Origin of the sequence: Devosia riboflavina, assembly GCF_000743575.1 — a bacterium.
Taxonomy (GTDB): domain Bacteria; phylum Pseudomonadota; class Alphaproteobacteria; order Rhizobiales; family Devosiaceae; genus Devosia; species Devosia riboflavina.
In genome coordinates this window covers 1-22,456 of sequence record NZ_JQGC01000034.1, presented here as the reverse complement: position 1 = coordinate 22,456, position 22,456 = coordinate 1, and the positions used below count along the sequence as shown (strand labels likewise).

Annotated in this window: 23 protein-coding genes, 1 tRNA gene and 1 pseudogene; 15 read left to right on the top strand and 10 right to left on the bottom strand. The window is 62.7% G+C overall.

Going from position 1 to position 22,456, the window contains the following annotated elements; all coding sequences use genetic code 11:
- Positions 1–67 precede the first annotated feature (67 nt).
- Positions 68–793: an invasion associated locus B family protein gene (locus tag JP75_RS23590; RefSeq protein ID WP_035087446.1), complete on the top strand. Its 726-nt coding sequence runs from the start codon at positions 68–70 to the stop codon at positions 791–793.
- 193 nt (positions 794–986) lie between these two features.
- Here the strand turns inward: JP75_RS23590 and JP75_RS23585 are convergent, their stop codons facing one another.
- From JP75_RS23585 to JP75_RS23575, 3 genes are read right to left on the bottom strand one after another with little or no spacing between them, the layout of a single operon-like run.
- A complete protein-coding gene (locus JP75_RS23585) occupies positions 987–2,153 on the bottom strand; it encodes an FAD-dependent monooxygenase (RefSeq protein ID WP_051961282.1) in 1,167 nt (388 codons plus the stop codon).
- Complete coding sequence (locus JP75_RS23580; RefSeq protein WP_035087445.1) at positions 2,150–2,620, bottom strand: DUF6691 family protein; 471 nt, start codon at positions 2,618–2,620, stop codon at positions 2,150–2,152. Before JP75_RS23580 ends, JP75_RS23585 begins: the two co-directional genes overlap by 4 nt.
- Positions 2,620–3,072: a YeeE/YedE family protein gene (locus JP75_RS23575; protein WP_035087444.1), complete on the bottom strand. Its 453-nt coding sequence runs from the start codon at positions 3,070–3,072 to the stop codon at positions 2,620–2,622. Before JP75_RS23575 ends, JP75_RS23580 begins: the two co-directional genes overlap by 1 nt.
- 239 nt (positions 3,073–3,311) lie before the next feature.
- Between JP75_RS23575 and JP75_RS23570 the strand changes: the two genes are divergently transcribed.
- The 8 genes from JP75_RS23570 (at position 3,312) to JP75_RS23535 (ending at position 8,623) form a co-directional block, all read left to right on the top strand.
- Complete coding sequence (locus JP75_RS23570) at positions 3,312–4,211, top strand: TerC family protein (RefSeq protein ID WP_084587900.1); 900 nt, start codon at positions 3,312–3,314, stop codon at positions 4,209–4,211.
- Positions 4,208–5,179 (top strand): quinone oxidoreductase family protein, encoded by a 972-nt coding sequence (locus JP75_RS23565; protein ID WP_035087443.1) that lies wholly within the window; start codon positions 4,208–4,210, stop codon positions 5,177–5,179. Before JP75_RS23570 ends, JP75_RS23565 begins: the two co-directional genes overlap by 4 nt.
- A 61-nt stretch (positions 5,180–5,240) precedes the next feature.
- Positions 5,241–5,330, top strand: a tRNA-Ser gene (locus JP75_RS23560).
- A gap of 25 nt (positions 5,331–5,355) precedes the next feature.
- Positions 5,356–5,592 carry a hypothetical protein gene (locus tag JP75_RS23555; RefSeq protein ID WP_035087441.1) on the top strand — a complete coding sequence of 79 codons (237 nt, stop codon included), beginning with the start codon at positions 5,356–5,358 and terminating at the stop codon, positions 5,590–5,592.
- A gap of 221 nt (positions 5,593–5,813) precedes the next feature.
- On the top strand, positions 5,814–5,990 hold the full coding sequence (locus tag JP75_RS26695) for a hypothetical protein (protein WP_156385712.1): 177 nt from the start codon (positions 5,814–5,816) through the stop codon (positions 5,988–5,990).
- Positions 5,991–6,146: 156 nt separating this feature from the next.
- Positions 6,147–6,803 carry a 5-oxoprolinase subunit B family protein gene (locus tag JP75_RS23545; protein WP_084587899.1) on the top strand — a complete coding sequence of 219 codons (657 nt, stop codon included), beginning with the start codon at positions 6,147–6,149 and terminating at the stop codon, positions 6,801–6,803.
- On the top strand, positions 6,804–7,841 hold the full coding sequence (locus JP75_RS23540; RefSeq protein ID WP_035087435.1) for a 5-oxoprolinase subunit C family protein: 1,038 nt from the start codon (positions 6,804–6,806) through the stop codon (positions 7,839–7,841).
- Entirely contained in the window at positions 7,838–8,623 is a 786-nt protein-coding gene (locus JP75_RS23535) for a LamB/YcsF family protein (RefSeq protein WP_051961280.1), read from the top strand. The genes JP75_RS23540 and JP75_RS23535 overlap by 4 nt, the downstream gene beginning before the upstream one ends.
- Positions 8,624–8,837: 214 nt before the next feature.
- On the opposite strand, the gene JP75_RS23530 is transcribed toward JP75_RS23535, so the two are convergent.
- The 5 genes from JP75_RS23530 to JP75_RS23510 form a co-directional block, all read right to left on the bottom strand.
- On the bottom strand, positions 8,838–9,590 hold the full coding sequence (locus JP75_RS23530) for an ABC transporter ATP-binding protein (protein WP_051961284.1): 753 nt from the start codon (positions 9,588–9,590) through the stop codon (positions 8,838–8,840).
- A gap of 14 nt (positions 9,591–9,604) precedes the next feature.
- Positions 9,605–10,369: an ABC transporter ATP-binding protein gene (locus JP75_RS23525; protein ID WP_035087433.1), complete on the bottom strand. Its 765-nt coding sequence runs from the start codon at positions 10,367–10,369 to the stop codon at positions 9,605–9,607.
- An 11-nt stretch (positions 10,370–10,380) separates the two neighbouring features.
- Entirely contained in the window at positions 10,381–11,523 is a 1,143-nt protein-coding gene (locus tag JP75_RS23520; protein WP_035087431.1) for a branched-chain amino acid ABC transporter permease, read from the bottom strand.
- Between the two features lies 1 nt (position 11,524).
- Positions 11,525–12,556: a branched-chain amino acid ABC transporter permease gene (locus JP75_RS23515; RefSeq protein ID WP_035087429.1), complete on the bottom strand. Its 1,032-nt coding sequence runs from the start codon at positions 12,554–12,556 to the stop codon at positions 11,525–11,527.
- Positions 12,557–12,702: 146 nt separating this feature from the next.
- Positions 12,703–14,061, bottom strand: a complete 1,359-nt coding sequence (locus JP75_RS23510; protein ID WP_035087427.1) for a substrate-binding protein — start codon at positions 14,059–14,061, stop codon at positions 12,703–12,705.
- A gap of 186 nt (positions 14,062–14,247) precedes the next feature.
- Here JP75_RS23510 and JP75_RS23505 point away from each other — a divergent pair, with 186 nt between their 5' ends.
- The 4 genes from JP75_RS23505 (at position 14,248) to JP75_RS23490 (ending at position 19,228) form a co-directional block, all read left to right on the top strand.
- Positions 14,248–15,819 carry a helix-turn-helix domain-containing protein gene (locus JP75_RS23505; RefSeq protein ID WP_035087425.1) on the top strand — a complete coding sequence of 524 codons (1,572 nt, stop codon included), beginning with the start codon at positions 14,248–14,250 and terminating at the stop codon, positions 15,817–15,819.
- 105 nt (positions 15,820–15,924) lie between these two features.
- On the top strand, positions 15,925–16,308 hold the full coding sequence (locus JP75_RS23500) for a response regulator transcription factor (RefSeq protein WP_035087423.1): 384 nt from the start codon (positions 15,925–15,927) through the stop codon (positions 16,306–16,308).
- Between the two features lie 13 nt (positions 16,309–16,321).
- A complete protein-coding gene (locus tag JP75_RS23495) occupies positions 16,322–16,525 on the top strand; it encodes a hypothetical protein (protein ID WP_152565969.1) in 204 nt (67 codons plus the stop codon).
- Entirely contained in the window at positions 16,526–19,228 is a 2,703-nt protein-coding gene (locus JP75_RS23490) for a sensor histidine kinase (RefSeq protein WP_035087420.1), read from the top strand. It abuts the gene before it with no gap.
- 1 nt (position 19,229) lies between these two features.
- Here JP75_RS23490 and JP75_RS23485 read toward each other — a convergent pair whose 3' ends face one another.
- On the bottom strand, positions 19,230–20,045 hold the full coding sequence (locus JP75_RS23485; RefSeq protein ID WP_051961278.1) for an ion channel: 816 nt from the start codon (positions 20,043–20,045) through the stop codon (positions 19,230–19,232).
- Positions 20,046–20,079: 34 nt separating this feature from the next.
- Positions 20,080–20,847, bottom strand: a complete 768-nt coding sequence (locus JP75_RS23480) for a FecR family protein (protein WP_051961277.1) — start codon at positions 20,845–20,847, stop codon at positions 20,080–20,082.
- Positions 20,848–21,035: 188 nt separating this feature from the next.
- Here JP75_RS23480 and JP75_RS23475 point away from each other — a divergent pair, with 188 nt between their 5' ends.
- Together JP75_RS23475 and JP75_RS23470 are read left to right on the top strand one after the other, a co-directional pair.
- Positions 21,036–21,779 (top strand): glycosyltransferase family 2 protein, encoded by a 744-nt coding sequence (locus JP75_RS23475; RefSeq protein WP_035087418.1) that lies wholly within the window; start codon positions 21,036–21,038, stop codon positions 21,777–21,779.
- An 89-nt stretch (positions 21,780–21,868) separates the two neighbouring features.
- Positions 21,869–22,456 (top strand): annotated as a pseudogene (locus JP75_RS23470) (hypothetical protein); the annotation flags it as partial.

The following is a 22,456-nucleotide window of genomic DNA, read 5'->3' as shown; positions in this document are numbered from 1 at the left end:
TGAAGGGCAGGTAAGTTGCTAGGTGGCGGAGTGCCGCCGAGACCGCCAAGGAAGGCAAGGACACTCTATGAAATTCAGGAAACCCCTCGTTGCTGGTTTGACTGCGGCTGCCCTGCTGCTGTCGCCGCTCTCGGCTTTCGCTCAAGATGCCGCTGCGCCCGCCCCGGCTCCCGCCGCTGAAGCGCCCGCTGCCGACGCCGCTGCGACCCCGGCCGCCGCGAACAACCCCGCGCAGAACTGGCTGAAGGTTTGCGACCCGCTGCCCGATGGGCAGAAGGCTTGCATCATGCGTCAGGTGGTTCTGGCCAATGGCCAGTTCCTCGGCTCGTTCCTGCTGCGTGACGATCCGGGCCAGGAATCGCGCCTGCTCGCCGTTGCTGCGGTCCCGCTTGGGGTTCTGCTGCCCTTCGGCCTGACCTGGCAGATCGACGGGGCCAAGCCGGTTCGCGTTCCCTACATGATCTGTGACCCGACCTCGTGCGCTACGCAGCTCGTGATCAACGAGCAGTACGTGAACTCGCTCAAGGGCGGCAACAAGCTGACCCTGACCGCCAAGAACCGCCAGAACCAGGATCTCACCATCGAGATCAACTTGTCCGGCTTCACCGCGGCATATGACAGCGACACGGCGATGACTTTCGAGCAGTTCCAGCAGGAAACCTCGGGCGAAAACGCTCTCGAGCAGGTTCTGCAGGACCGCGCCGAGCAGCTCCGCAAGGAACTGACCGAGCAGACTGGCGCCCCGGCGGCCGATGCTCCGGCAGCTGACGCTCCGGCTCCTGCCGCTCAATAAGTTTCTTACCGCTATGAAATGAGAAGGGCGCGGCCTCGGCCGCGCCCTTTTTTGTTTTGCTGGACCGGATGCCCTGCTCCATCACGGTGTCATTCCCGCGAAAGCGGGAAGCTCCCTGCCTAGAACTGGAATTCCCGCTTTCGCGGGAATGACACCGAGTGGGTGGGACGTTCAGAGCTTCCCTTCGGTCCGGCTATGCCGACCTTTGCCCCATGCCGATGGAAAAGGCCTGACGGCGCAGCGAGGGCATAAGCTTGAGAGCCCAGAGGCCGCCGGCGCGGAGGGCCTGGGTGGGGAGCATTTCGCCGAGGAGCGAGCGGAAGAGCGTGTCGACCATGGTCCCGGTGCGGGCGAGGTCGCTGGCGCGGCGGTCGGCGTAGGCCTTGCTGGCGTGGATAGCCCAATCGGCGGCGGTGCGATCGGTTTCAGCGAGAACGGCGACAAGGTCTGCGACGTCGCGCAGGCCGAGATTGAGGCCCTGGGCACCGATGGGCGGGAAGGCGTGGGCGGATTCGCCGACAAGCACGGTGCCATCGCGGCCGGCTTCCGCAACGCTGAGGACGCTCAGCGGGAAAATGAAGCTGGGCGAGGCCAGTTTTATGCCGCCGAAAAGGTTTTGCGAGCGAGTGCGGAAGGCAGCGAGTAGGGCGTCGGGGCCGCCGGCCTGGGTTTCTCGAAGCACAGATTCTTCGTCGATCCAAACGAGGTTGGCTCGGGCGCCGCCCGCAGGGACAAGCGTGAAGGGACCATGCGGATAGTGGAACTCGATGGACGTGCCGCCAATGGAGCGGCCTAGTTCCAGATCGCAGACGAGCGCGGATTCATCAAACTTGTGTTCGCGGGCGGCAAGACCGGCTTCGGTGCGGATCAGCGACTTCTTCCCGTCGGCCCCAACGATGAGCGGTGCGGCGACCGTGCTGCCGTCGGTCAGCGTGAGTACGCCGAGACCGTCTTCGCGGCGATAGGCGGTAACCGCAGCATTGCGGGTGGTGAGGCCGGAGGTAGGGGCGGCGGTCTGGAAGCGCTCGAGCAGCGTCGCATTGGCAAAATTCCAGCCAAAGGCGTCAAGGCTCGCTTCCTTGGCGTCGAAGAGTGTTTCGGGCGCGCGGATAAGGCGGGGCGTGGCGTCGATGATGCGGATCGCGGTCAGCGGGTGGCCCACGTTTTCCGGGCTGTCGATGAGGCCGGAAGAAACCAAAAACGCGACGCTGGGCATCATCAGGGCTGAGGTGCGGCGGTCGGGCGGGGCTGTGGGCGCGAGATGCAGCGTCTCGTAGCCGGCGCGGGCGAGGCTTACCGCGGCGGCAAGGCCGGCCAGGCCTCCGCCCACCACGATGATGTCGGCGTTTTGTTTAGTCATTTGGCATCCGCAAGACGTTTGACGTGGCCGCTGGGCACGATCAGGCTGCCGGCATAGGAGCCGGCGACCAGGGCGGCAAGGAAAAGCCAGATCCCGTCGGGCGGGAAGGCAATGAGCGCAATGGCTGGGCCGGGGCAGATACCCGACATGCCCCAACCGACGCCGAACAGCGCGGCGCCGCCGACGAGGCGGGCGTCGATGCGCTTGTATTCAGGCTCGTGGAATTCCTTGTCGAACAAGGGCGCCGGACGGCGGCGGCCGATGCGCACGGCGATGAACATGACAAGGATGGCGGGGACGATCACGAAGGCCAAGCTCGGATCCCAGCCGCCGGAGGGAATGGCGGTGAAATCGAGAAAGCGCAGGACTTTTAGCGGGTCGACCATCTGCGAAACGTAGAGGCCGGCGCCGAACAGGAGGCCGCTGAGGGCTGCCGTGGCGAGATAGGGCGGGCGAAGGTTAGCCATCAGACGATCCCCGTCACGGTTACGGTGATGATGGCGACGCCGAAGAAGACGAGGACAGCCACCAGCGAGCGCAGCGACAGGCGGGCGAGGCCGCAAACGCCGTGACCGGACGTGCAGCCATTGCCGATCTTGGTGCCAAAGCCGATGAGCAGGCCTGCAACGATCAGCCAGACCGGCGGCGGTACGCCCCAGGTGGCGGGTGGCGGCACGAGTGCGGCCGGTTCCACGCCGCCGACGCCCAGCGCGGGGAAGAGCTTCGAACTGGCCCAGGCGCCGGCCACCAGTGCCACCAGAAAGACCAAGCGCCAGACCACGGTCTGCGCGGGCGGCAACAATTGGCCAAAGATGCCGGAGATGCCGGCTATGCGGCCGTTGCCGAGCCAGAGCACGGCGGCTGCGAGGCCGATCAAGCTGCCGCCGAGCGCGGCGGTGAGGGGCGTAAAGGATTCCATCAAGGAACTCCGGCCAAGAAAACGGAACCAGAGCCTAGCACTGGCCATTCACGCCATACCAGCCTCCGGCCAGCAGAACCATTTCGCGCCTTGCCGCAGGGGAAGAAAAAGCTGCCATAGGAACGATAAAGCCGAAATGGAAGAGCGCATGGCCCTTGTCTTTGAGGGGTTATCGCCTCCACAATCTCGCAAAAGACAATAGACTCGCGCGCAACCGAGAATCCCCCACGGAGCCCACCATGCTTGAGCTTCTCTACGATCCGAATGTCTGGGTCGCCTTCCTCACCCTCACGGTCATGGAGATCGTGCTGGGCATCGACAATATCGTGTTCATTTCGGTGCTGGTGTCGCGCCTGCCGCGCGAACAGGCCGAATTTGCCAGAAAGCTCGGCATCGGGCTGGCGCTGGTCTTCCGCATCGTTCTCCTGCTGCTGATCAGCGTGATCGTGCAGCTTAAGGAGCCGGTGTTTACCGCCTTCGATCATGCCTTCTCGTGGAAGGACATCATCCTCATCGCCGGTGGCGCCTTCCTGATCTACAAGGCGACGCACGAAATGCATGCGGCGATCGAAGAACCGCATGAGGTGGGCCTTAAGGAGGCAGCCAAGGCCAGCTTGCAGGCCATCCTGGTGCAGATCGTCGTCATCGACATGGTGTTTTCGATCGACTCGATCATTACCGCCGTGGGCATGGTGCCGGCCGATCAGGTTGCGGTGATGATTGCCGCAGTGCTGGTTGCCGTGGCGGTCATGTTCTTCGCCTCGGGTCCCATTGCCCGTTTCGTGGCCGATCATCCGACGACGAAAATGCTGGCGCTGGCCTTCCTGCTGCTGATCGGCGTGACGCTGGTGGCCGATGGGCTCGGGTTCCATATTCCCAAGGGCTATATCTACTCGGCCATGGCATTTTCGGTGCTGGTGGAGGCCATCAATATCTTTGCCAAGAACCGCAAGCTGCGCGCCTCCGGCGGGGCTGCGGTCAAGCATGAGATGACGCCCTTTACCGGCGATACGGGCTCGGTCTCCGCCAATGCGGGCGTTGCCGCCGTCACCGGCAAGCCGCGGGCCAAGAGCCCTGCGGTGCGGAACGCGCAGGCGCGGCCGAAATCGGCGCCGCGCAAGCCGAGGACGCCCAAGTGACCCGCGTCGTCGCCATCAACCAGACCGGCGGCCCGGAAGTGCTGTCGGTCGAGGATTGGCCGGTCAATGCGCCGGGACCGGGGCAGGTGCTTATCGAGCAGAAGGCGATCGGGCTCAATTTCATCGATACCTATCAGCGCTCGGGGCTTTACCCGCAGAAACTGCCTTTTGTGGGCGGCAATGAGGGTGCGGGCGTCGTTAGGGCCATTGGCCCGGATGTGACGGCGGTCAAGGTCGGTGACCGGGTCTGCTATCAGGGGCAGGTCGGCGCATATGCCGCCGAACGCCTGGCCGTGGTCGAAAAGCTGATACCCATCCCCGATGGCGTCGACGACGAAACGGCCGCCGCCGTCGTGCTCAAGGGGCTGACGGCCTATTACCTGCTGTTCAAGACCTGGCCGGTGGAAGCGGGGCAAACGATCCTCTGGCACGCGGCCGCGGGCGGAACGGGCCTGATTGCCACGCAATGGGCCAAGGCGCTGGGCGCGACGGTGATCGGCACGGCGGGCGGAGCCGAAAAGGTGGCGCTCGCCAAGGCGCATGGCTGCGATCATGTCATCGACTATCGGGCCGAGGATTTTCCGGCACGGGTGCGCGAAATCACCGGGGGCAGGGGCGTCGACGTCGTCTATGACGGCGTCGGCAAAGAGACTTTTGAAGGCTCGCTCGATTGCCTGCGTCCGCGCGGGCTTCTCGCCAGTTTCGGCAATGCTTCCGGCGTGGTTTCGATTCCCGATTTGACGGTGCTGTCGCGAAAAGGCTCGCTCTACGTGACCCGGCCGACCGGGGCGCATTATTTTACCAAGCGCGAGGATCTGCTGGAGGGCGCCGAGGCGTTGTTTGGCGCGATCCGTTCCGGTGCGATCAAGGTAGAGATCGGCGGCCGCTTCAAGCTCGAAGAAGCCGAAAAGGCGCATCGGGCGCTGGAAGGGCGCGAGACGACGGGGTCGGTCGTTCTCATTCCCTGATCGACGAGTCCTGCCGCGCCCTCTGGACAGAGCTGCGCGGCGCGGCTAAACGGCAGGCCACGGGTAGGTGGCAGAGTGGTTGATTGCTCCGGTCTTGAAAACCGGCGAAGGTGAAAGCCTTCCGGGGGTTCGAATCCCTCCCTACCCGCCACTCGCAAGACGATGGAAGACTGCCCATGAGCCGCAAGGAATTTGACGCATCGCGCATGCGGCGCATGAAGCGCATTGCAGGGCGCTATGGCTTGACGATTCTCACGGCGGAAAAGCTGAAGGTTTTGGGACAGCCTGGCGGCCATGCCCTGCGGCACGACGAGACCTTCAAAATCGTCTATGGTGATGTGCCCAAACCATTTTCTGCGTCGCTCGACGATATCGAGGCTTATCTCGAAAAGCTTGAAGCGGGGGAAGCGTAAGCGAGGCTGACCTTTATGGCAACCGAGCGAATGCCCCGTAGCGGAACATTCCGTTATTTATTCCGTAATAGGAATCGGCTCACACTCCATGTGTAGGCTCACTGGAGACGTTCATCGTTTCTCTGAAGCGCTGAATGACCTCTGGTTTCTTGGATCGCGTTTTCGATCCTGAAGAGTGGTGATCACTCTTTTTCGAAAACGCTCTATTGGAGGCGCGCATCGTGTTTACTCTCATCAACGCAGACGCCGACGAAGACGACGCCGAAATCACCGATCCCCAGGAAATCGCGGAATTGTTTGCGGCCATCGCGGCCGTGGCAATCGAAACCATTGGCGCTGCCAATGTGCGCGAATTGTTTGATGCGGTGGTTGAACAGGAGGGGCGCGATCCCAATTAGAGCTTTTTCCACTTTCGCCCGTGGGCACTGCTGAGGCGGTGCCTGCCATACGGCCCTGATTGCCGAACCCGCATTCTGCCTTGACGAAGCTATTTGGGTCCGCGAGGACTTGGCTTCGCCAGGGCAATTTTTCTGGGGGACGCAAGATTGGGGCAAATGCAAATCCTGCCGGAACGGCCCATGGTGCAGACGCTGGGCGACAGCACCATTCTCGTGCGTTTCGGCAGCAGGCTCGACGAAAATGCCAATCGCCGGGCCATCGGCTTTGCCGCGGCGCTCGAAAGCGATGGGATTGCCGGCATAGTCGAGATCGTGCCGAGCCTTGTTTCGGTGCTGTTGCGGTATGATCCGCTGATTTCACGACATCAGGACATCGAAGGCGAAATCCGGCTACTGCTGCATGGCGTGCCGGAGGAGCGGGCCGGCGCGGCGCACCGGATCGGCGTGCGTTTTGGCGGCGAGGCGGGGCCGGACCTCGAAGAGGTGGCGGGGCTCCTGCGGCTTTCGCCCGAAGAGTTTGTTGCCCGGCACAATGCCTTGCCGCTGCGCGTTCTGGCGACCGGCTTTGCGCCGGGATTTGTTTATGGCGGATTTCATCCGGAGGCGCTGACCTTGCCGCGGCGGGACACGGTGCGGCCGCTCGTGCCGGCGGGGAGCGTGCTCTTTGCCGCTGGACAGACGGCGATTACCGCTACCGATATTCCGACCGGCTGGCATGTAATCGGGCATACCGATTTTGCCAATTTTGCGCCGGATGCGGAGCCGCCAACTCGGTTGCGAGCGGGCGACAGCATCAGCTTCGAGGTGGCCTGAGTGACAGCAACTCTCGTCATCGAACGGGCGGGGCCGCTCACTACCATTCAGGATGCGGGCCGGTTTGGTTATCTCGCCCATGGGATCAGCGCGTCGGGGCCGATGGATGGATCAGCCTATCGCCGGGCGGGATTGCTGGCGGGGAGCGGAGAGGCGGCGGGCGTCGAGTTTTCGATGCTCGGGGTCGAGCTGACCGTCGCCGAAGGCGAGGCCGTGATGGGCTGGGATGGCGGAACCTTCGAGGTTTCGATCAATGGACGGACGCAGAGCTGGCCTGGCTCAGCGCTGTTGGCAGCGGGTGACCGGCTGAGCATTTCGGCGGGCACTGGGGGCAATTACGGCTATCTGCGCTTTGGCGGCGACATCGATGTGCCCGTGGTAATTGGCAGCCGAGCGACCAGCATGCGGGCGCGGATCGGTGGGCTAGAGGGGCGGGTGCTCCGGGCCGGCGATAGGTTGGCAATCGTTGCCGACCGATTGTCAGCCCATCATCCTGCCAAACACCATGCTGCCCTCGGGCCTGACCCGAGGGCCGGTGCCAGAGCCACGGTGGCGGCGATTAGGGATAGAGGCCCTCGGGTCAGGCCCGAGGGCAGCGCGGCGTTTGGGGTGACATTGGGGGATGCGGCGGCTGGGCAGCAGAAGACCGACGGGCCGATCCGCTTTATCTGGGGACTCCATGCCGAAGTTTTCAGCGCGGAACTGCGGGAAAAATTCGTAACCAGCCCGTTTCGTATTTCCTCGATGATGGATCGGATGGGGGTGCGGCTGCGTGACGAAGCAAGAGTCTTTGCCGAGGAGCGGATTCTGTCGCTCGTGTCGGACCCGGTCGTGGTCGGCGATATCCAGATTCTGGGCGACGGCACGCCGATCGTGCTGGGGAGGGATCATCAGCCGACGGGTGGCTATCCGCGGATCGGCACGATCATTTCGGCCGATCTCGATCGCTTTTTCCAGCTCCGGCCCAATGCAGAGCTTGTGTTCGCGCCGGTTGGCCTTGATCATGCCCAGGCTTTGTTGCGGAGCGCAATTTTATGACCAGCATAGATCTTAACGCCGATCTCGGCGAAGGCATGGGCACGGACGATGATCTGCTTGATATCGTCTCGAGCGCGTCGATTGCCTGTGGCGGCCACGCTGGCGATGCGCAGACGATCCGGCATATCCTGAAGCTGTGCAAGGCGCGTGGCATTCGCGCCGGGGCGCATCCGGGCTATGCCGACAAGCCGCGTTTTGGCCGGTTTCGGCTGGTGATGCCGCTCGACCAGCTCATCGGACAGGTGCGCAACCAGATGTTTCTTATTCGCCATATCGCGAGCGAAGTCGATGTGCCGCTGTCCTATGTGAAGCTGCATGGGGCGCTGGCGAACCAGACGGCGGAAGAGCTGGCTTTGGCGGTTGCGGTTTTCGCCGCGGTGCAGGCGATGGATGAGAAAATGGCGGTGCTGGCGCTGGATAATTCCGAGCAGGTGCGGGCGGCCAAGGCCGTCGGTGTACCGTTGATCCGCGAGGCCTATGCCGACCGGGCCTATACGGCCGAGGGCCTGCTGGTGCCACGGACGCAGGAGGGCGCGGTCATTCACGAGACGGATACGGTGATCGAACGCTGTCTGCGGCTGGCGCAGAAGGGCGAGATCGTCGCCATCGATGGCACGGTGCTGAAATCGGGGGCGCGGTCCATTTGCCTCCATGGCGACACGCCAGGAGCAGTCGATCTGGCGCGGGACGTGCGCGATGCGCTCGAGGGTGAGGGGATCACCATTGCAGCTGACCCGCCGGAAGCGGACTTACCCTGGGCCTCTCAAGGGGGGAGAGGTTGAAATCGGCGAAATGCCTTTGGGTTTGAAAGACCCAGGGTAGGGAGCAACAGAGCATATGATGCTCTGCATATTTAGTAGTCCTCATGGTGAGGTGCGAAGCGTAGCGCAGCCTCGAACCACGAGGACGTGGCGCTTGGCCATCGGTGGCACGCCCCCGCCCTTCGAGGCCGCTTCGCGGCACCTCAGGGTGAGGGCTACTGGGAGACTGGCCTCCCTAAATCGCCAGATATTCGTGGCGGAGCTCGACGTTATCGAGGACCTCCTTGGCGGTGCCGGCGAAGACGACTTCGCCGGTATCGAGGATGACCGCGCGGTCGGCCAGTTTCAGCGCCGCGACGGCGTTTTGTTCGACGATGATGGTGGTGATCCCGAGCGGCTTGATCGAATGCAGGATGCGTTCGATTTCCTGCACGATGACCGGGGCGAGGCCTTCATAGGGCTCGTCGAGCAGCAGCAGTTTCAGGTCGCGGGCCAGGGCGCGGGCGATGGCCAGCATCTGCTGTTCGCCGCCGGACAGGGTGACGCCTTCCTGGGTGCGGCGTTCGGCGAGGCGCGGAAAGCTCTCGTAGATCTGTTCGAGGCTCCAGCCATTGCCGGGGGCGACTTTCGCCAGAGTGATGTTTTCCTCGACCGTCAGGCCCTGGATGATGCGGCGGTCTTCCGGCACGAGCTGGATGCCGGAACGGGCGGCCTCAAAGCTCTTCATCTGGTGGATGGGCATTCCATCGAGCCAGATTTCGCCCTGGCGCATCTGCGGATTATCGGTGCGGGCGATGGTGCGCAGGGTGGACGTCTTGCCCGCACCGTTGCGGCCGAGCAGGGCCAGGATTTCGCCCTTGCGGATATCGAGCGACACGCCCTGCACGATATAGCTTTCGCCATAATAGGCGTGCATGTCGCGCACCGAGAAGAAGGGGCGGGTGGTTTCGATTTCTGCGGCCTGGCTGACGATGGTTTCGGTTGTCATGGCGATGGAACTCATCAATGGGCTCCTCCGAGATAGGCTTCCTGCACTTTGGGATTGCCGCGCACTTCGTCGGGCGAGCCATCGGCGATAATGCGGCCCTGGGCGAGCACGGAAATCTTGTCGGCCAACGAGAAGACGACGTGCATGTCGTGCTCGATGATCACCTTGGTCATGCCGCGGCTCTTGATCTTCTTGAGCAGCTCAATGGTCGTGTTGGTATCGTGGCGGCTCATGCCGGCCGTGGGCTCATCGAGCAGCAGCAGGCGTGGGTGCTGGATGAGGCACATGGCGAGTTCCATGCGCCTTTTGTCGCCGCGGCTGAGGCTGCCGGCCAGCATTTCGCGGCGCGTGATCATGCCCACGTCTTCGAGCATGTGTTCGGCTTCGGCGCGGATGCCGGTTTCGCTGTCGAGCGAGCGCAGCATGTTGAGCTTGAACATGCCGTCGCGCTTGGCGAGGGCGGGGATCATGACATTGTGGAGCACCGAGAGGTCGGCAAAGATTTCCGGGGTCTGGAAGACGCGGGCGATGCCGAGCTGGTTGATCTGATAGGGTTTTCTGCCGGTGAGCACGGTGCCGTCAAAGACCACCTGGCCGCTCGTCGGCGCCAGTTTGCCGATGATGACATTGAGCAGGGTCGATTTGCCGGCGCCATTGGGGCCGATGATGGCGTGGGTCTTGCCCTCTTCGACCTGAAGGTCGATGTCGGCGAGGGCATGGAGGCCACCGAAGCGCTTGTGAACGTCTGCGACATGCAGGACGACGTTGGATTTTTCCATTTTCTTTCGTCCTACTCTGCGGGTTGGGTGCGGGCGCTGGGTTTGGCGCTGGAGGAGCCGGAGCGGCGGAAGGCGGCGGCGATGCGCCGGACACCCTCCATGATGCCGCCGGGCAGGAAGATCACCACGATGACGAAGGCGAGGCCCAGGGTGAGGTGCCAACCATCGCCCACGAACTTGCTGGTGATGGTCACCATGAAATCCGCCGCACCTTCGGGAAGAAAGCTCCAGAAACGGGCGAGGATATTGTCATTGAGCGCCGAGAGGATGTTTTCGAAATACTTGATGATCCAGGCGCCTATGACCGGGCCGACCAGCGTGCCGACGCCGCCCAAAATGGTCATGAGCACGACTTCGCCCGAGGCGGTCCACTGCATGCGCTCGGCGCCCGCCAGGGGGTCGGTGACGGCGAGGAGGGCCCCGGCGAGGCCGGCATACATGCCCGAGATGACGAAGGCCGAGAGCGCATAGGGCCTTGTGTTGAAGCCCGTGAACTGCATGCGCGTCTGGTTGGATTTGATGGCTTTCAGCATCATGCCGAAGGGCGAGCCGGCGATACGCTGGGCGATGAAGAAGGCAAGGATCAGGAAGCCGGCGCAGAAGTAGAAGCCGGCATAGCCGCCGAGCTGCTGGCCGAGAAGAGTCGGGACAGGCTGGCCCGAAAAGGTCTGGCCCATGGCAGCATCGAGGACGCGCGAATCGGCCAGCGTCAATTGCAGGCCGGTTTCGCCATTGGTGATGGGCGTCAGCACCGAATAGGCGAGATTGTAGCTCATCTGCGCAAAGGCCAGAGTCAGGATGGAGAAGTAGATCCCCGAACGGCGCAGGCAGAGGAAGCCGATGACGAGGGCAAAGAGGCCCGAGATCACCACGGCGAAGATCATGGCCGGGATGGCGTCGAGCGTGAGGAGCTTGAAGGACCAGACCGCGGCATAGGAGCCGACGCCGAAGAAGGCGGCGTGGCCGAAGCTGAGATAGCCGGTGAGACCGAAGAGAATATTGAAGCCCACGGCGAAGATGCCGAAGATCATGAAGCGCTGCAGCAGATCGGGATAGCCGGCGCCGAAGGGCGCCAGCCAAATGGGCATGGCGAGCACAACAACGGTGAAGCCCAGGAACAGGAAGAGATCGTTGCGGGACATGAAAGTGGTCATGTCAGGCCTCCATCACGCCGCGCCGGCCCATGAGGCCACGGGGACGAACCAGAAGAATGATGACGGCGACGAGATAGATGATGATCTGGTCGATGCCGGGGAAGATCGCTTTCACCTGGTTCATCGAGGCGAAGGACTGCAAAATGCCGAGGAGGAAGCCCGCGGCGACGGCACCGGGCAGGGAGCCCATGCCGCCGACAACCACGACCACGAAGGAAAGGACCAAGAAGTCCATGCCGAGGTGATAGTTGGGCGGGAGGAGGGGCGTGTACATGACGCCGGCCATGCCGGCGACGACGGCCGCGAGGCCGAACATGATGGTGAAGCGGCGATCGATATTGATGCCGAGCAGCCCGACCGTTTCGCGGTCTGCCATGCCGGCACGAACGACCATGCCAAAAGTGGTGAATTGCAGGAAGGCGAAAACGCCACCGATGACCACGCCGGCAAAGATGAAATAGATCAGGCGCCAGACCGGATAGGTGATGACATTGGCCTGCATGCCGAGCCACGCGCCGATATCGGCGGCGCCGCGCAGATCGGTCGGCATGGGCTGGGGAATTGGATTGGGTCCGAAGACGGACTTGATGACCTCCTGGGCGACGATGGCGAGGCCGAAGGTTACGAGAATCTGTTCGGCATGGCTGCGCTTGTAAAAGTGCTTGATGATGCCGCGTTCGAGCCCAATACCGACGAGGAGCATGATCGGGATGGTGATGAGGATCGATAGGGGCACGGAGTAATTGACCAGTACCGCACCGAAATCGCCGAGCCAGGCCTGCACCAGCGGCTCTCGCACTTCCAGCGGCGCGCCCCAGGGCGAGAGCTTTTCGGGGTCGATGGTGACCGTTTCCATGGTGAGGAACATGCGCACCGTCACGGCGCAGAAGGCGCCGAGCATGAAGAGCGCACCATGGGCGAAATTGACGACGCCCAAAGTGCCGAACACCAGGGTCAGGCCAAGGGCGATCAGCGCATAGGCGGCGCCTTTATCGAGCCCATTGAGAAATTGCAGAAAGATGACTTCGAACATCGCATGCTCCGGGTCGACCGAAAGGCACGAAATCTCCCTGGAGCGTCACCGCCGGGCTTGTCCCGGCGGTCCATGGGCGCGGCGGCATCCCATGGATTGCCGGGACAAGCCCGGCAATGACGATGGTTGGGAGCTCGACTACAGTTTTACGCGCACATCGGAACCGGCTCTGCCGGGCCGAGGTCACCACCGAAGATGGCGGGATCGTAGGCCACGGTGTCGCGGTCGATTTCCTGCACCACGTTCAGCACGTCGAATTCGCTGGTCGGGCTTTCATTACCCTGCACCACGAGAACCGACTTGATGCACTGGTGGTCTTCGGCGCGGTAAAGCGTCTTGCCATTGCCCATGCCGTCGAACTCGTGGCCTTCCAGCGCCTTGATGACTTCGGGCGGATAGAAGGTGCCGGCGCGTTCCACGGCGTCTGCGTAGAGCAAAGCCTGGACATAGGCGGTGTGGGCAGCCTGGGACGGCGGGGAGCCATAGGCGGCGCCGAACGACTTGGTGAAGGCGATGGAGCCGGGGTCCTGCAGGTTCCAGTGCCAGTTGGACGTACCGAAAATGCCCTTGACGCTTTCGCCGGCACCCTTGGCCATTAGCTCGGAGATGAGCGGGGTGACGATCTGAAAATCCTTGCCGTTGGCCTGGCGGTCACGCATGCCGAACTGCACGGCCTGGGTGAGCGAGTTCACCATGTCGAGGCCGTAGTGGTTGAGGATCAGCACGTCGGCGCCGGAATTGAGGATCGGCGTCAGGTACTGCGAATAGTCGGTGGCGCCGAGCGGGGTGCGCACGGCCGCGGTGGTCTTCCAGCCGAGGGCTTCGGTTGCCGCCTTGATCGATTCTTCCTGGGTCCAGCCCCAGGTGTAGTCGGCCGTGAGATGGTAGGCCTGGCGATCATTGCCGTAGGACTGGCCCAGAACCGGGGCGAGGCCGATGCCTGACTGGTAGGCGTTGAAGAAGTGGCGGAAGCCGTAGCGGCGCTTGTCCTTGCCGGTGGTGTCGTTGGAATGGGTGAGGCCCGCCATGAAGATGACGCCCATTTCCTGGCAGAGGCCCTGCACGGCAATGGCTTCGCCCGAGGACGAACCGCCTGTGATCATGATGGCGCCATCGCGCTCGATCATGCGGGTGGCGCCGGCGCGAGCCACGTCGGACTTGGTCTGGCTGTCGGAGGACACATAGGTGACCTTCTTGCCAAGGATGCCATTGCCCTTGAGGGCGGATGGCTGGAGCACGTTCAGGAGCCCGCCGTCGCCTTCGCCATTGAGATGGGCGATGGCCAGTTCATAAGCCTTCTGTTCGTCGGCGCCTTCTTCGGCATAGGTGCCGGTGAGAGGCAGGTTGAGGCCGAAGACGACCGTGTCGCCGGTGGGATTGTTGCAGAATTCCTGGGCCCAGGCGCCCTTGGTGAAAACGAGAGGGGCGACGCCCGAACCGATGATGCCGGCCATGCCGGTCTGCAGGACACGGCGGCGCGACAAGCCACGCTTCAAAATAGTCATTGATCTCCTCCTATGCGTGGGCAGCCGGTACATTGCCGGAGCCTCAGCGCTGCCCAATATTTGCCGGATTTGAAAACGACGGCAATATCCCATTGTAATTCAACGATAATTCTGTCAATTATTGTTCTGGATCGAGCTTGATCTAGTAAATTCGTTTGCAACTGTGGTTTCGGGGAGGGAACGGCAATGCGGGCGCCCATCGGGTTTCGCATCTCCAACCGCAGGAAATCGCTCAAGATTTCCCAAGCCGCCCTGGCGCGGCTGATCGGCATTTCGCCGAGCTACCTGAACCTCATCGAGAACAACAAACGCGACATCGGCGGCACGCTTTTGCAGCGCGTGGCGCATCATTTGCAGATCGAGACATCAGACCTGACGGGCGATGACGAGCAGAAGCTGCTGCAGGACCTTGAAGAGGCCTATGCCGACCCGGTGGTCGAGTCGCTCGATTTTCAGCCCGACGAGAGGCGGCAATTGGTGGCGCAATATCCCGCAAGCGCCGGCGCCATCGCGCGGTTGCACCGGGCCTATGCCAATGCGGTGGCGAGCGCGGACAGCTATGCCGACCGGCTGCGGTCCGATCCGCTCTTGAGCCAGCTTTTGCACCAAATCCTTTCGGGGATTACCGCGGTGCGCTCCAGCGCCGAAATTCTGGAAGATGTGCCCGACCTCGACGAGGCGGAGCGGCAGCGGTTTCTCGGCGCCATTGGGCGCGAAGCGCGGGCGCTGAGCGATGTGGCGCGGAGCCTCATCGGACAGTTCGACAGTAGCAGCCGCGTGGCGGGCAATGTCTCGGCCATGCGCGAAATCGACGACCTCATCATCGAGCAGCAGAACTATTTTCCGCAATTCGAACGGGTGGCGGAGGACTTGCGGGCCGAGCTGGACGCACGGGGGACATTCGGGCCGGCGCTGCTCATTGCAGAGCTGGAGCGGCGTTTCGGCGTGCAGACGCAGATCGGCGGTTCTTCCGGGGTAGAGGATTTTCCCGGGCAGTATCGTTTTGCCGAGGAAGAGCGGGTGATGTGGTTGCAGGGCTCGACAACCCTCGCCACGCGGCAGTTTCAGCTTGCCCGATTGCTGGGCGAACTGACGGCCGCCGACGTGATGCGCGAGACGCTCGACGCAGCGGTGCTGACCAGCCCGACGACGCGGCGCCTCGCTGCGCGGGCCATGGGATCGTATCTGGCCGGGGCCATCGTCTTTCCCTATTCGCGCTTTCTCGCCGAGGCGGAAAACCTCGCCTACGACATCGATCAGCTCCGACAGATCTTTAACGGCAGCTTCGAGCAGGTGGCCCACCGGCTGGTGTCGCTGCGCCGGCCGGGCGAGGAGGGGATTCCGTTTGGCTTCCTACGCTCGGACCCGGCAGGGCGCCTGACCAAGCATTTCCCGCTGCCTGGTCTGTTGCTCCCAAATTCGGGCCATGCCTGCCCACTCTGGTCGATCTATGGCGCCTTCCGCCAGCCGGAAACGCTGCTTCGGCAGATGGTGCGGTTCTCCGATGGCTCGCGTTACCTCTTCCTCGCGCGGTCGCTGCAAAGGCGACCGGGTTCCTATCGCGAGCCCACGACGCACATTTCCATCATGCTCGCCTGCGACGTGCTCCACGCCGATCGGACCGTCTATGCTTCGGGGCTCGATCTCGACGATCATGAGGCCGACGTGCCCGTCGGGCCGACCTGTCGGCTGTGCACACGACGGGGCTGTCCGGCGCGGCAGGAGGAGATGCTGACGCGGATGGACCACGCTCGGTGACGCGCCTGCCGCTGATCCCGCAAGAATTCGGCCTTGGCGATTCCGGCTGATTGGGTTTTAGTGTGCGCGTCTGCGGAGGGGAGACCGCGGGCACTGGGGGGAGATTTGGCTATTGATATCCTGATTGCCGAGGACGAGCCGTCTATTCTGGAATCGCTGGATTTCATCCTTCGGCGTGCCGGATGGAGTATTAGCTCCGTCACCGATGGCGATGCGGTGCTCGAAGGCGTGCGGCGTTTGAAACCGCGCATGCTGGTGCTTGATGTCATGCTGCCCAAGCGCAGCGGTTTTGACATTCTCAAGCATTTGCGGGCCGATGCGGAGACGGAAAACCTGCCGGTACTGATCCTGACGGCCAAGGGCCAGCAGCAGGATCGGCGCATTGCCGAAGAGCTTGGCGCCAACGGGTTTGTCACAAAGCCCTATTCGAATGCCGAGGTGGTGGGCGCGGTGCGTCACCTGTTGGGCGAAGATGCCGGAGCGGCGTAAGATTGTCGGCGGTATGTTCCTGCTGACAGCGGCGGGCTTGCTGCTGCTTGTGCCGCCGCTGGTGCACCTCTTCAATCACGATTTCACCGTGTTCGGCGTGCCGCAGATCGTTTTTTACCTGTTCGGCGTGTGGTTGGCGCTGATCGTCAGCACGGGCGTGTTAGCGAGCTGGTTGCCTCGCGAGCGCTCGACCAATGGCGAGGAGGGCGAGGGCTAGATGCTGTCGGCCGACTTCGTCATCGCGACCGCCGTGGCCTATGTCGGGTTGCTCTTCGTGCTGGCCTATTTTGGGGACCGGCGAGCGCGGGCCAAGCCGAAGTCATGGCTCAATTCTCCGGCGGTCTATACGCTCTCCATTTCGGTCTATTGCACCAGTTGGACCTTTTACGGTGCCGTGGGAAATGCTGCCCGTAGTGGCTTGGAATTTCTGACGATTTACCTCGGACCCACAATCGTTTTTGTCGGCTGGTATTTCCTGCTGCGGCGCCTAGTTCGGATAAGCCATCTCTACCGTATCACGTCCGTCGCGGACCTCCTCTCGTCGCGCTTCGGCAAGTCGAGTCGGCTTGGCGTCCTCGTCACCTGCATCGCTGTGATCGGCATCGCGCCCTATATTGCGCTACAATTGAAAGCCGTTACCTCGTCCATTCAGGCCGTGGCGGGTTCGTCCGAATTCGGGCAGGGCAGCTTGAAGGGCATTGACGATGTCGGCCTGGCGCTGGGCGTCGCTGCGGGCATGGCGCTGTTCACCATCCTTTTCGGCACGCGGCACGTCGACGCCAAGGAGCAGCATCATGGGGTTGTCGCAGCTATCGCCTTCGAAGCCGTCGTAAAGCTGACAGCGCTGGTGGCTGTGGGCGTGTTCGTCGTCTTCATCGGCGGCGGGTTTGAGGGGATTTTCAGCCAGGCGGCGGCCAAGGGCATTGTCGTGGACACCTCAACCAGTTTCGACAGCCGCTGGCTGACAACCCTGGCGCTATCCATTGCCGCCATTGTCTGCCTGCCGCGGCAGTTTCAGGTGACGGTGGTCGAGAACTCCGACGAAAACCACCTTCGCATCGCTGGCTGGGCCTTTCCGGCCTACATGCTCTTGATGAGCATCTTCATCCTGCCCATCGCCATTTATGGGCTCACGGTGATGCCCGAGGGCTCAAATCCCGACATGTTCGCGCTGACCCTGCCGCTGGCGGCAGGACAAAACGGGCTGGCGCTTTTTGCCTTTATCGGCGGGTTTTCGTCGGCGACGTCGATGATCATCCTCGAATCCATCGCGCTCTCGATCATGGTGTCGAACCACATCATCATGCCGCTCGTCCTCCGTTTCAGCCCGCCGCAATATGGAGACGGGCAGGGGGTGAGCCGCGTGCTGCTGGTGGCGCGACGGTTTTCCATCATGCTGATCCTGTCGCTGGGCTTTTTCTACTTTTTCTTCACCCGCGATTCCGACGCCTTGGCGCCGATCGGGCTGATTTCCTTCACCGCCATCGCGCAATTCTTCCCGGCGCTGTTGGCGGCCATTTTCTGGAAGGATGCCTCGCTGAAGGCCGTATCGATGGCCATTCTGCTCGGTTTCATTACCTGGGCCTGGTGCTGCTTCCTGCCATCGTTCGATTCCGTATCGCCCGCCGTTTCGCTGCTGTTGCAGGAAGGTCCGTGGGGCATTTCATGGCTGCGGCCGGAGGCCATGTTTGGCCTCGAAGGCTGGGACCCGCTGGCCCATGCCGCGTTCTGGAGCCTCTCGGTAAACATCCTCACGCTGACACTGGGTTCGCTGGTCACCTCACCATCGGCGCTGGAGCGCATTCAGGCCACGGCTTTTGTCGATGTGTTCCGCCGCCCCAACCTGCCGCAGCGTAACTTCGTGCCGGGTTCGGCGACGGCCAACGATCTGTACTTTGTCGCGGAACGCGTTCTCGGCGAGCAAAGGGCGGCGGCCTTGTTCGAGTCCGCAGCGCGTGATAGCGGCGTCGATCCCATCGGCTTTGAGCCGACACCGGAGTTTGTCGGCCGCTTGGAACGCGAACTGGCCGGCTCCATCGGCGCGGCCTCGGCCCATGTCATGCTCTCGAAGGTCGTGGCCGGCAGCGACGTGTCGCTCGAAGAAATGATGCAGATGGCGGACGAGACGCAGCAGGTCATTGTCTATTCGCAGGAGCTGGAAAAGACCTCGGCCGAATTGCGACTGACAGCACAAAAGCTCGAAGACGCCAACGCGCAGCTTCGCGAACTCGACAGCCAGAAGGACGAATTTCTGAGCCAGGTGAGCCACGAAGTGCGCACGCCGATGACCTCCATTCGCTCCTTCTCGGAAATCCTGCTCGATGGTCATTCGCTTGACGACAAGCAGCGCCAGCGCTTCGTCTCGACTATTCATCAGGAAAGCCTGCGGCTCACAAAACTGCTCGACGAAATCCTCGATCTCTCGGCGCTGGAGCGGGGCGAGCGGAATTGGCAAAGCCAGCCGGTGGATGCCGATGCGGCGCTCGACCGGGCCCTGTCGGTCTGCGACGCGCTCCTGAGCCAGAAGGGCATGCGCGTAGATCACGGCGACCGGGCGGGACGAACCATGGTCGAGGGCGATCCGGACCGGCTGTGCCAGGTGTTCATCAATCTCATTTCCAACGCGGTCAAATATAACGACGCCGCAGAGCCCGTCGTGCGGATCACCTCGGCGCTCCGGTCGGGCAATTTCGTGGTTGAGGTGGCCGACAATGGACCGGGCATCAGCAAGGGCGAGCGCAAGCTGATCTTCGAAAAATTCTCGCGCGGGCAGCGGGGCGCCATCGATCAAACGGGGGCCGGCCTGGGGCTCGCCATCAGCCGCCAGATCGTCAAGCGCATGAAGGGCACGCTGGACCTCGCGCCGAGACCGCTGCCCGGCGCCTGCTTCAGGCTGCGCCTGCCGGTTATTCGCAGCTAGCTCAGATACTTCCCTCGTCGGGAATGTTCAGGATATGCCCGCATGCCTTGCAATGCACTGCGTCCGGCTCGTGCTTGGCGAGGCCGCATTGCGGGCAGGGGAAGTGCACTTTCGCGGGCCGGAAGATGAGTTGTGCCAGGCGCACGAAAAGCGAGATACCCATCAGCATGACGGCGATGGAGACGAGCTTTCCGAAAGTGCCCGGCAGGGTGATGTCGCCGAAGCCGGTCGTCGTCATGGTGGTGACGGTGAAATAGAGCGCGTCGACATAGCCGACGATGCCGGAATCCTCGCTGACAAAGGCGGTATAGACAAAACCCGTCACCACGAAGACGAAGACCAGGAGATTGATCACCGCCTGGATCGTTTCCTGATAGGCGCCGAGCCGGCGCTTGATCAGCGGCCGCCAGACAATCGTTGACTTGCTCAGCGTCCAGAGCCGCAGGATGCGGAGGAAGCCGAGATTGAACAGCCAGGTCGGCGCCAGCAAGGTGATCAGGATGAAAATATCGATGATGACAGGCAGTTGGCGCAACCAGCGGGTGATGCTGGTCGAGGCCAGTGCACGGGCGACGAGTTCGATAAAGACCACGGCGGCGATCGAATAGTCGATCCAGAGAAAATATTCGCGCCCCTTGATCAGGGGACTGGCGATGAAGAAGGCAATGATCGCGAGGTCGACGATCAGCACCGCCGCCTGGAAGCGCAGGGCGAAAGGCGCCTGGGAGTGATAAAGGATGCGCAGCCTTTTGCGCAGCCGCGCGAGCCAGCCTAGCTCGTCCGGCTTGTCAGTCGTTTCGGGATCGGTGGTAGTCAGAGCCCAAGTCCTTGCAATGCGCCGCTCTCGCCGACTAGTTCCCGAAAGTCGGGAAACGGGTGGGCTGCTGGGTTTGCGGGGAGCCCGAACCGCCGCCTAGAGGTGAGAGACTTCCAGGAACGCCCTGGTCCTGCGGCGGTTCCGCGCATTTTCCCGCGCCGCTGACACGGAACTGGCTCAGAAGCGGGGTCTGGAAGCGGGCATAGCGGAAGGCCGCGCTCAATTGCGGATGGGTGGGATCGCGATGATTGATCAATTGCGCCACGCTGGCATCGACCGTCCCGAGATCGCACCGCGCAATCAGTTCCTGGCATTGGCCTGAGGTCGAGCAGATGCGCACGGCGCCTTCATAGAGCATGAGATCGGTGCGCGGGGGGCTGACATTGAAATCGAATTTCGTGCCGCGCACGGCGATGGAAGCCGTCGGCGTATTGATCGAATAGGCCGATTTCGGGCTGTGGCCGGAAATGAAACGAAAACTGCCGGCCAGCGCGTTGATGGCGAATTTGTCGGCAGTATTGCCGTTGAAGAGATAGGACTCGATCGTGAGGGCACTGCCGGGTCCGACGACGAGCCGCGTCTGGTCGGAAAAGACGATCTGCACCTGGCCGGAAGGGCCGGTAACCACCTGTTCGCCCAGGGAAATATCGGCGCCGACAGCCAATATCCGGTCGGTTCCCGAGAACCGCGCCACGGCATCGGGATCGACGCCGACCGCCTGGCCTTCGGCCGAATGAGCGGCACCGGCAAGCAACATGCCGCTGCACAAGAGAATGGCCGCATTCAAGACAAGTCGACGCATGACGTTCTCCACGCCGGAACAACTTTCAATCACGCCGGGACTTCCCGCTATAGCTTACTATAGCAACCGGCGAACCTGTTGGAAACTTGCCGATCCAGCCTGAACGGGGCCTGAAGGTTGCTCGCGCGATGATGTCGCGCTATGAGCAGCGCCACCCAAGCGTCGGCCGACCCGGCAGAAGGAAAACAATGAAGCTGGCATTCGTCATCCCCGCCTACAATGAAGAGGCGCTGATCGGGAAGTGCCTTGAATCGGTCGAGGCCGAAATCAAGCGCTCCGGCGTGCCGGCTGACGTGATCGTGGTCAACAATGCTTCCACCGACCGCACCGGGGAAATCGCCCGCAGCTTTGCCGGGGTGCGCGTGGTCGATGAGCCCAAGAAGGGCCTCGTCAATGCACGGGATGCCGGTTTTGCCGCCAGCGAAGGCTATGACCTGATCGCCAATATCGACAGCGACACCATCGTGCCCGAAGGCTGGCTGACGACGGTGATGAAGGAATTCAACAAGGATTCCAAGCTCGTCTGCCTCAGCGGTCCCTATATCTATTACGACATGGCGCCGCATAACCGCGCGCTGATCTCGGCCTTTTATGGCCTGACCTATCTCATCTACCTGCTCAACCGCTTCATTCTGCGCGTCGGCTCGGTGGTGCAGGGCGGCAATTTCGTCTTCAAGCGCGATGCCTGGGTCAAGGTGGGCGGCTATGACCGCTCCATCGAATTCTTCGGCGAAGACACCGACGTGGCCGTACGCCTGTCGCGCGTCGGCGGGGTCAAGTGGACCTATGCGCTGAAGATGAAGACCTCGGGCCGCCGGCTCGAAAAGGAAGGCGTGTTCCAGACCGCGGCGACCTATACGCTCAATTTCTTCTGGGTCACTTTCCGCGGCAAGCCGGCGACGATGGACTACAAGGACGTTCGCAAGGATTGAACGTCCGGTATTCCGGGGGCTCTCCACATTTTCAGGAATCACACATAGGATCGATTCTGGTCGCATGACGCGGCCGGGACGCCCAGTGCATGACGATTGTCTCGCATTTTCCCGTCGTATCGCAGGCCGAGGCCCGTTCGATGCTGCGGGCGCTTGCATTGGCGCCGGGGCAGACGGTCGAGGGACGCGTGCTTGGTCCGGGACAGGGCGGCTCAACGCTGGTGCAGATCGGCCGGCAGGCCATGTCCCTCACTTTGCCCAGCACATTGCCCGTCGGATCCCTTCTCACCCTTGGCGTGCAGCAGGGCGAAGGTCACTTGCGGCTGGCGCTGATCGATAGCCGACCGCCGTCATCCGTAGCGCCGCAGCAATTGCCGGCAACCAGCGTCGAGATTTCACAGCGCCCTGCCATGCCGCAGGGGCCGCTCACCTATGGCCCGCCCGCGGGGGTGGCCGGCGCAACGCCCGGCGCTGCAGCGCCGCTGGCGGGAGCAACGGGGCTGGCTGCCGGCATTGCAGCGCCCGTGGCCGCGTCAACTGCCGCGCCGGCACCGTCGGCGCAGGCCGGTGGCCCGATCATTGCTCCGCCGGGCGCTGCCGTTGCGCCATCCGGGCCCGCATTGCAGCGGCCGGGCGCGGCGCCTTACGGCATGGCGGGGCCCGGTGCGGACCCGACA

What these genes read in the sequence shown, in the direction of transcription:
- JP75_RS23505 (WP_035087425.1), top strand. Translation starts at nt 14,248, where the DNA reads ATGCGGGCGCCCATCGGGTTTCGCATCTCCAACCGCAGGAAATCGCTC.
- JP75_RS23555 (WP_035087441.1), top strand. Translation starts at nt 5,356, where the DNA reads ATGAGCCGCAAGGAATTTGACGCATCGCGCATGCGGCGCATGAAGCGC.
- JP75_RS23590 (WP_035087446.1), top strand. Translation starts at nt 68, where the DNA reads ATGAAATTCAGGAAACCCCTCGTTGCTGGTTTGACTGCGGCTGCCCTG.
- JP75_RS23520 (WP_035087431.1), bottom strand. Translation starts at nt 11,523, where the DNA reads ATGACCACTTTCATGTCCCGCAACGATCTCTTCCTGTTCCTGGGCTTC.
- JP75_RS23585 (WP_051961282.1), bottom strand. Translation starts at nt 2,153, where the DNA reads ATGACTAAACAAAACGCCGACATCATCGTGGTGGGCGGAGGCCTGGCC.
- JP75_RS23495 (WP_152565969.1), top strand. Translation starts at nt 16,322, where the DNA reads ATGTTCCTGCTGACAGCGGCGGGCTTGCTGCTGCTTGTGCCGCCGCTG.
- JP75_RS23570 (WP_084587900.1), top strand. Translation starts at nt 3,312, where the DNA reads ATGCTTGAGCTTCTCTACGATCCGAATGTCTGGGTCGCCTTCCTCACC.
- JP75_RS23480 (WP_051961277.1), bottom strand. Translation starts at nt 20,847, where the DNA reads ATGCGTCGACTTGTCTTGAATGCGGCCATTCTCTTGTGCAGCGGCATG.
- JP75_RS23580 (WP_035087445.1), bottom strand. Translation starts at nt 2,620, where the DNA reads ATGGCTAACCTTCGCCCGCCCTATCTCGCCACGGCAGCCCTCAGCGGC.
- JP75_RS23515 (WP_035087429.1), bottom strand. Translation starts at nt 12,556, where the DNA reads ATGTTCGAAGTCATCTTTCTGCAATTTCTCAATGGGCTCGATAAAGGC.
- JP75_RS23490 (WP_035087420.1), top strand. Translation starts at nt 16,526, where the DNA reads ATGCTGTCGGCCGACTTCGTCATCGCGACCGCCGTGGCCTATGTCGGG.
- JP75_RS23525 (WP_035087433.1), bottom strand. Translation starts at nt 10,369, where the DNA reads ATGGAAAAATCCAACGTCGTCCTGCATGTCGCAGACGTTCACAAGCGC.
- JP75_RS23475 (WP_035087418.1), top strand. Translation starts at nt 21,036, where the DNA reads ATGAAGCTGGCATTCGTCATCCCCGCCTACAATGAAGAGGCGCTGATC.
- JP75_RS23575 (WP_035087444.1), bottom strand. Translation starts at nt 3,072, where the DNA reads ATGGAATCCTTTACGCCCCTCACCGCCGCGCTCGGCGGCAGCTTGATC.
- JP75_RS23530 (WP_051961284.1), bottom strand. Translation starts at nt 9,590, where the DNA reads ATGACAACCGAAACCATCGTCAGCCAGGCCGCAGAAATCGAAACCACC.
- JP75_RS23535 (WP_051961280.1), top strand. Translation starts at nt 7,838, where the DNA reads ATGACCAGCATAGATCTTAACGCCGATCTCGGCGAAGGCATGGGCACG.
- JP75_RS23510 (WP_035087427.1), bottom strand. Translation starts at nt 14,061, where the DNA reads ATGACTATTTTGAAGCGTGGCTTGTCGCGCCGCCGTGTCCTGCAGACC.
- JP75_RS23545 (WP_084587899.1), top strand. Translation starts at nt 6,147, where the DNA reads ATGCAAATCCTGCCGGAACGGCCCATGGTGCAGACGCTGGGCGACAGC.